This window comes from Pseudoalteromonas sp. SR41-1, assembly GCF_014164015.1.
GTDB lineage: Bacteria > Pseudomonadota > Gammaproteobacteria > Enterobacterales > Alteromonadaceae > Pseudoalteromonas > Pseudoalteromonas distincta.
The window spans coordinates 236,115-243,982 of record NZ_JACJEK010000005.1 but is presented as its reverse complement, the minus strand read 5'-3'; the positions used below and the strand labels follow the sequence as shown (position 1 = coordinate 243,982).

The following is a 7,868-nucleotide window of genomic DNA, read 5'->3' as shown; positions in this document are numbered from 1 at the left end:
GTGAAACGAAACAGCGCCGATGATAGTGTAGCATTTGCTATGTGAAAGTAGGACATTACCAGGCTTCAAATTGTAGAGAGCCCGACTAGAAATAGTCGGGCTTTTTTACGTCTGCAGAAAAGTGATTTAGGTATTCCTCTAAGCGAAGCGCTTCTTGGCGAATAATTTGTATCAATCAGCAATAATATTTAATCAATTTGAGGGATTAAATCTGACCCTAACTGCTTTAAAAACCTCAAATATGAAACAACTGGATAACGAATTTTTGTCCTTCTTTTATCGACTCCGCTTAGTTATTGCTCTAATCTCAATTTATGATCTGTTCAATTATGTAGTTTATAAAATGTGACAGAGTTCGTTTAGGTAAAATTAGAATAATAAGGGCTTAATCATGAGTAAAGTTGAAAACCACCCGCATGGTGTTTTTTGTTGGTCAGAGCTTTGTACGCACAATTGGAAAGACGGTAAGGCGTTTTATACATCATTATTTGATTGGGGGCATGACGATCAACCTATTGGAGAGAACATATACTACACCATGCTACAAAAGCAAGGTGATGATATCGCTGCAATGTACGAAATGCCTAAAGAGCAAATTAGTGCAGGTATCCCAAGTCATTGGTTGGCTTACATTGCCGTCGATAATATTGATGATTGTGCGCTAAAAGCAAAAGAACTAGGTGCTGAGGTTATTGCCGGTCCTCATGATGTTATGAATGCAGGACGAATGTTGATGCTAAAAGATCCAGTAGGCGCAACTGTTGCACTATGGCAGGGGAATGAGCATAAAGGTTGTAAGTACTTAGGTGAATTAAATACGCCTTATTGGCATGAGTTAGCAACAAGAGATAGTAAAGTAAGTCGAGACTTTTACTGTGCTTTACTAGGCTGGGAAAGCGAAATAAAGCCTATGGAAGGGATGGACTACATTTTATTTTTAGTCGATGGACAACCAATTGCCGGTATGCTTGAAATGACAAGTGAATGGCCTGATGATACCCCTGCTCATTGGATGATTTATTTTGCAGTAGAGAGTTGCGATGTAATTGTTAGTAAAGCCGCTAGCTTAGGTGGACAAGTATGTGTTCCTGCAACAGATATCCCCGATGTTGGTCGTTTTAGTGTTATATGCGACCCTCAAGGTGCTGTATTTTCGGTGATCGAATCTGTTATGGATGACGTTTAAACACAGTTAAATTAGCTTTAGCGTTAATTTGCTCGCTAGTTTGATATAATACTCGTCAATTAAATCGTCAGAAAGTGCAGAGAACGCAATGGAATTTGAACAAGATAGTAATTTAACCCTCCCTTTATTTCTATTAGATGAATCATTAAGTAATAGAGACTTAGAGCAGCCTGATTTTGAAATATCAATTGGACTTGATGATGAGTTACTTGCTCAAATTTGCCAGAACCCAAGTGAAGATAGCAGTGTCGCTATTACTGTTAGCGGTTATGAGTTGCTTATAACTAATCCTCTGTACTTAGCTATATTAGATCAAGAGCACGATGCGCAGATAACATTAACGCATGGCCCTCTTTTAAGTATTGTTTTGAATACTGAAGGTCAGAATACATTCGTTTCTCCTCAAATGGATATGATGCCCACCTTTGATTTAGGTGATGAGGACGACGAATGAGAAAAATACTAATAAGTACGATAGTACTCATTATTTTAAGTGGTTGTGCATATTTGGGAAATGCTCACTACGATGATCTTTTTGGACCTGAACAAACACAAGAGAGAATGGTGCCTCATACAACAGGTGCTGGTGCTGATTTCTTACAAAATGTAAAACCTGTACTCGATACCCGCTGCGTCGTTTGTCATGGTTGTTACGACGCACCATGTCAACTGAAGCTCTCATCCCCTGAAGGTATTGACCGAGGTTTGAGTAAAGAGCTCGTTTACGATGGAACTCGTTTATTGGCAACGACCCCAAGCCGTTTATTATTTGATGCAACTAACACTCAGCAATGGCGAGAAAAAAATTTTACGCCAGTGCTAAATGAGCGCGTACAAAGTGAAGAAGCTAACTTAGCAGGCAGTGTGTTATTTAATAGCTTAGTGTTAAAGCAAAGCCATGAATTGCCAGTAAATGAAGTGTTAGGTGATGAGTTTGACTTTTCGTTAGCGCGTTCGCAAACCTGCGCAACAATGGGTGAGTTCGATCGATTGGTAAGTGAACAACCTCATGGCGGCATGCCTTATGGTTTACCTGGTGTTTCGCGTGAAGAGTTTAATCACTTACAGAGCTGGCTTAAAGGTGGTGGTAAAATGTCACATATTCAGCCACCAAGTAAATATGATCAGAATAAAATAGCGGGCTGGGAAGCATTTTTAAATCAAGATAGCTTAAAGTATCAGTTATCAGCACGGTATATTTATGAGCATTGGTTTTTAGCACATATTTATTTTACTTCAGAAAACCCACAAAGCTTTTTCAAACTAGTTCGCTCAAGTACGCCTCCTGGTGAGGAAATAAAGTTAATTAACACGCGTCGCCCATACGATGACCCTAAAGTTAGCCGTGTTTATTATCGTTTTATGCAAGAGCGTACAACCATACTTTCTAAAACACATTTACCTCTTGAGCTTAATGAAGCTAAATTACTGCGTTTATATGAGCAGTTTATTGCGCCAGATTATACGGTTACGCAAATGCCGAGTTATGAGGCTAAGGCAGCATCTAACCCTTTTAAAACTTTCGAAGTTATTCCAATTAATTCTAAGTATCAATTTATGCTTGATGAGGCAGAGTTAATTATAATGGGCTTTATAAAAGGGCCTGTTTGTCGTGGTCAGATTGCTTTAAATGTTATAAACGATCATTTTTGGGTGGCTTTTGCTGATCCTAATAAAGTAGCGACTCCGGCTGTAGGGGAAATGCTAATGCAACATGAAGAGGCATTAGAACTTCCTGCCGCTGAGGAAAGTAATGCCTTACCCATTTCTAGCTGGGTTAAATATTCAGTTCGCGAGAAAAAGTATTTACAGGCGAAAGTTGAGCTTGCTAACAAAATGTTCAAAGGTGGTGAGCACCTTACAACAGACTTACTTTGGAAAGGTGATGGGCATAATAAAAATGCGGCACTAACTATTTTCCGCCATTTTGATAGTGCAACTGTAGTTAAAGGTTTTATTGGTCAAGAGCCTAAAACCACCTGGATATTAGATTATGCTTTGTTTGAGCGTATTCACTATTTGCTTGTAGCAGGCTTTGATGTGTACGGAAATATAGGCCATCAATTAGTGACACGCCTATATATGGATTTTTTACGTTTAGAGGGAGAGCAAAACTTTTTAGCATTGTTACCTGAGGCTAAACGTAATCAAATTAAAAAGCAGTGGTATCGTAATTCACCACCTGACTTATCTAAGTTCTTTAAAAATAATCGAGAATTTAGTCAGCCAAGTGGTATTAACTATAAAACTGATGATCCACAGCATGAGCTATATACTTTGATGAAAGAAGCCTTAGCGCCAGTTTTAAGTGAAAGATACAACTACACTGAAGTACCAAAGCCGTTAAATGTAGTAAGTAATATGCCAGCAAAAGCGGTAAACTTGTTACCCCAGCTTTCTTTTGTACTTGTAAAGCAAAAAGATAATAGTCATAAGGGCTACACTATTATTCATCATAATGCGCACTACAATATATCTAGTTTATTAAACGAAGATGGCCAACGTGCTTATGATGAAGATACCGCGACTATTGTTCCTGGCTTTATCGGTGATTACCCAGCAGCTATTTGGTATTTAAATAACGAGCAGCAAGTAAATGCTTTTGCCGAGCAATTGCCTATGATGCAAATAGAAGCCGATTATGGTGCTTTGAAATCTAAGTTTGGTATTCGACGTACTCATCCACAGTTTTGGCAATACAGCGATATATTGCACGATACAGCTAAAAAGTATCGTGGGATAGAATATGGAATGTTCGATTATAATCGATTAGAGAATCGCTAATATAATTTTACTACTATGGCCCAGCTTGATGCTGGGCTTTTTTATTGGGTATTAATAATTCGCTTAATTATTTTGACTGATTCTTCGTTTTAAAAAATTAGTCTACACTTATATAAAAAAACTGGTTTATACATGTTCAATATTATTAAAAGCGTGAGAACACGTTACCGATGGGCACTAATTGCAATAGCGCTATTAATAAGTGGCTCTGCTTTATTAATGCAGCATAGTTTTTCTGTTCAAAAGTTTGATGCAAAAATTATTAACATCGCTGGTAGCCAGCGTATGCTCTCACAGAAAATTGCTTGGCACAGTAATGCTATGATTAACATCAGTAATTACTCGCCCGCTCATACTGAGTCACTTGAAAAGTCCCTTAATACATTTAAAAAGTCCCATCAAATATTATTAACTAAAAACTCTGATGACGAATACATTTACTTAAATCCAGCGTTAGTAGACTTATATTTTGGTGAAACGATTGGGCTAGATAAAGCGGTATTTGACTATATAGAACAAACAGAGCGGCTTTTGTATCAGCAAGGAGAGATAAACCACTCAGTATTTTCTATAAAGCATGTTGAAACGTTATTAACAAAGCTTGATAAGGCAGTGAGCTTATTTGAATCTCAAGCTGTAAAAAAAGTAAATTGGGTCGCCATCCTAGAGATACTATGCTGGTTATTGGCAATGACATTATTACTTATTGAGTTAAGATTTGTTTTTATACCAATGGAAAAAGAGGTTTCAGACACGCTTTTAGAGCTACAAAAACAAAAAGATTTTGTTTATCAAACAAGTCAAAATAAAGAACATTTTATTGCCAGAGCTAGTCACGAATTTAGAACACCTTTGCAGGGACTTATTACGTCTATTGAGGAGCTAGAGGTTTCTGATAAACAGCAAAGCGTTAAAACCCAAGCTAACTATTGCGCGCTTAGGTTAATAGCCATATTAGATGAATTACAAGACTTGCAGGCTTTAAGTGCAGGTAAATGGGTACCGCATTTAAATGACGAAAACCTTTTAGAGTCGTGTAATAAAGTAGTAATAGCTTACAAGCATGCGTGTAAGCAAAAAGGCCTAAAACTAGTTAGCTCTTTAGATGAATCGTTAAATTGTGTATGTAAATTGGATCATCAACGTTTGCAGCACACACTTACAGAATTAATTAGTAATGCAATTAAGTTTACACAAAAAGGTGAAATTACTGTTTCAGCTAAGCTTTTAAATGATGAATTTCATTTGACAGTGAGTGACACTGGCAGTGGCTTTTCGAAGAATATTACCAGTCTTGAATTTGACTCATTTAAACAAACCAATCACTTTCAAGGGTTGAGAACAGGCCTAACCCGGGTTCAATACGTTGTAAAAGCACTGCATGGTGAAATTACTTTTACAAATAATAAAACTCATGGTGCTTTGGTGTCTTTGTATTTACCAGTGACAATAAGTAAAGCTCTCCCAACACCTCTTAAAGTAAACAACAAGCTAACGTGTTTAGTCGTTGAAGATAACCCATTAAACACTATGTTATTAACCCGCATACTTAGTTTATTAGGTTTAAGCTATGATTGCGCAGAAAATGGTAAAGTCGCGTGTGATATGGTGAGTGAAAATCAGTACGATATTGTTTTTATGGATCTAAATATGCCAGTAATGGATGGGTTTGAGGCGATTAAAAGAATACGTTCCGATCTTAATAAAGTAATGCCAATTATTGTTATAACAGCAAATACCTCACAAAATGATATAGAGCGAGTTTATGAATACGGAGCTAACCTCCATATCCATAAGCCAATAAGCCAGCAAGCAATTAAAGACGCATTAAATAGTATTAGCGTTGTTAGGGCGTGTTGATCTTTGGTAGTTAAATTTGCAGCAGTATGTTTGGTTTTTAGGCAAGGCAGAGCCTATGTAGTGTGGTTATTCCCCATAAATAGGCGATAACGCAGCATAAATACCAAACATGCGCTGCCCATTGGGTTCTTTCTAGGGACGATTAACTCTTTGTTGCCTACATGGATGTAGGTAAGGGGCGTGAGCAGGACGCGGAAGCTTTACTCGGTTTTGACTTATTCTTACATGGATGTAAGCCATTAGAATAACGCAGGAGCAGTTATCGAGCCCACTAGGTTACAAACCTCGCGCCGCGATTTAATCTTCCTTGGATTGAACAAATTTCAATCCACAAAGATCAATACGCCCTAGTGAAATAAATTAATTTTGCGGATAACAAGCTTGCTAAGCACTTTTAATATACGTTAACTTGCTGTTTTAAGGTTTATTAGGAAAAGTTAGTGCAGTCAATTACGCTTGAGCAATTTAATGGTTACTTACAAGGGCAAGGTAAAAGCCGTTACGATATATGCAACCTAGATTGGCAAGTAAACCTAGGAGAACATTGGTTACTTTTAGGTGCTAATGGAGCTGGTAAATCTGCACTGACAGCTGCGTTAATCGGTGAGGCTAAGTGCGAAAGTGGTAAGCGTATAAGTAGTATTAATAAGCTTATGCTCGTGTCTTCAGATTCGCATAAACAGTTACTAGCTCAAGAATTAGAGCATGATAAGCACACCCTCGTTAAAGACCTTGTTTTTACAGGGCATAGTAATAATGATGAGTTATTAGCGCAGCTAATAGAGTTATTTAAATTTAGCTCATTACTAAATAGGCATTTTAGAGACCTTTCAACGGGTGAAACTCGTAAACTCCTACTTATAAAAGCACTCAGCTCCCATAGTGAGTTAGTCGTGCTTGATGAGCCATTTCATGGACTCGACGTACAATCTTGCCAGCAGCTTAATAGAATACTCATAGAACTTAGCCAAACTATTACTTTTGTTTTTGTACTAAACCGCCTAGACGAAATCCCTTCATTCATTACTCACTATGGCTATGTAAACCAAGGTTGCTTGTTACATACTTTGGCAAAGCCAGACAGTGAGCAATTGAGTGATTTACTAAAACTACTTCATTTAGAACATACCTCATTGGATGTGCCATCTCCGGATACTGAACAAGAGCAAAAGGCATTCACCGGTAATACCTTAGTTAAATTGAGTAATGCTAAAGTTAGTTACAGTGATGTAAGCATATTCAAAAATCTCAATTGGACTATAGAAAAGCATCAGCATTGGCAGCTCAGTGGAGCGAACGGTTCAGGCAAAACATGCTTATTAAATTTAATAACAGGTGATAACCCACAGTGTTATAACAATGACATTGAAGTGTTCGGTTTTAAACGTGGGACAGGGGAGAGTATTTGGGATATAAAACAGCATATTGGTTTTATATCTAACGCGCTACATATGGATTACCGCGTAAGTATATCGGCTTTAAATACTGTTATTTCAGGATTTTACGACAGCATAGGTTTATATCAAAAACCGAGCGACGCACAAATTAATATTGCTAAGCAGTGGCTGGCATTTATTGGTTTAAGTGACAAGCAAAGCACCTCATTCACCCAGCTATCGTACGGCGATCAGCGTATGTTATTAATTGTGCGGGCTATGGTAAAACATCCAACGTTACTTATTTTAGATGAACCTTGCTTGGGCTTAGATGAAGCAAACAGGCAGCGTGTACTGTTACTAATAGAGAAAATTTGTGCTGCCAATACAAGTACTGTGATTTATGTAAATCATCATGCGGCAGACAAAATTAAAGGAATAGAGAATTACTTAAAAATGGAAGACTTTAGTTGTTAGTTCGTTTTTTATATTTTTTATTAATGCTTTCTATTAAGTTAATAACAATTTCAATCGCAATAAAAATAGAGGCAAGGATTAACCCACCACTTGGTTTAAAATACCCCTCTTGGTAGTAATATACTCCATTGATAAAAAGCATCGTGAGAAAAAATAAAATCTCAAATTGAAAACGTTTCATAATT

The 7,868-nt window shown here is 37.3% G+C and carries 6 protein-coding genes; 5 read left to right on the top strand and 1 reads right to left on the bottom strand.

The genetic code is table 11. The annotated features are described in order from the left end of the window. The first annotated feature begins 391 nt into the window (after positions 1 to 391). The 5 genes from H5118_RS06255 to H5118_RS06235 all read left to right on the top strand — a co-directional run bounded on the left by H5118_RS06255 (position 392) and on the right by H5118_RS06235 (position 7,683). Positions 392 to 1,186 (top strand): VOC family protein, encoded by a 795-nt coding sequence (locus tag H5118_RS06255; protein ID WP_182748186.1) that lies wholly within the window; start codon positions 392 to 394, stop codon positions 1,184 to 1,186. Between the two features lie 88 nt (positions 1,187 to 1,274). Next, positions 1,275 to 1,640, top strand: coding sequence for a hypothetical protein (locus H5118_RS06250; protein ID WP_002959878.1), 366 nt, complete (start codon positions 1,275 to 1,277; stop codon positions 1,638 to 1,640). Next, positions 1,637 to 3,970, top strand: a complete 2,334-nt coding sequence (locus H5118_RS06245; protein WP_182748185.1) for a fatty acid cis/trans isomerase — start codon at positions 1,637 to 1,639, stop codon at positions 3,968 to 3,970. Before H5118_RS06250 ends, H5118_RS06245 begins: the two co-directional genes overlap by 4 nt. A gap of 132 nt (positions 3,971 to 4,102) precedes the next feature. Continuing rightward, positions 4,103 to 5,830, top strand: a complete 1,728-nt coding sequence (locus H5118_RS06240) for a response regulator (protein ID WP_182748183.1) — start codon at positions 4,103 to 4,105, stop codon at positions 5,828 to 5,830. A gap of 440 nt (positions 5,831 to 6,270) precedes the next feature. Continuing rightward, positions 6,271 to 7,683: an ATP-binding cassette domain-containing protein gene (locus H5118_RS06235; RefSeq protein WP_182748181.1), complete on the top strand. Its 1,413-nt coding sequence runs from the start codon at positions 6,271 to 6,273 to the stop codon at positions 7,681 to 7,683. On the opposite strand, the gene H5118_RS06230 is transcribed toward H5118_RS06235, so the two are convergent. Continuing rightward, positions 7,673 to 7,864, bottom strand: a complete 192-nt coding sequence (locus H5118_RS06230) for a hypothetical protein (RefSeq protein WP_182748179.1) — start codon at positions 7,862 to 7,864, stop codon at positions 7,673 to 7,675. The two genes, H5118_RS06235 and H5118_RS06230, sit on opposite strands and share 11 nt — an antisense overlap. Positions 7,865 to 7,868: the final 4 nt, after the last annotated feature.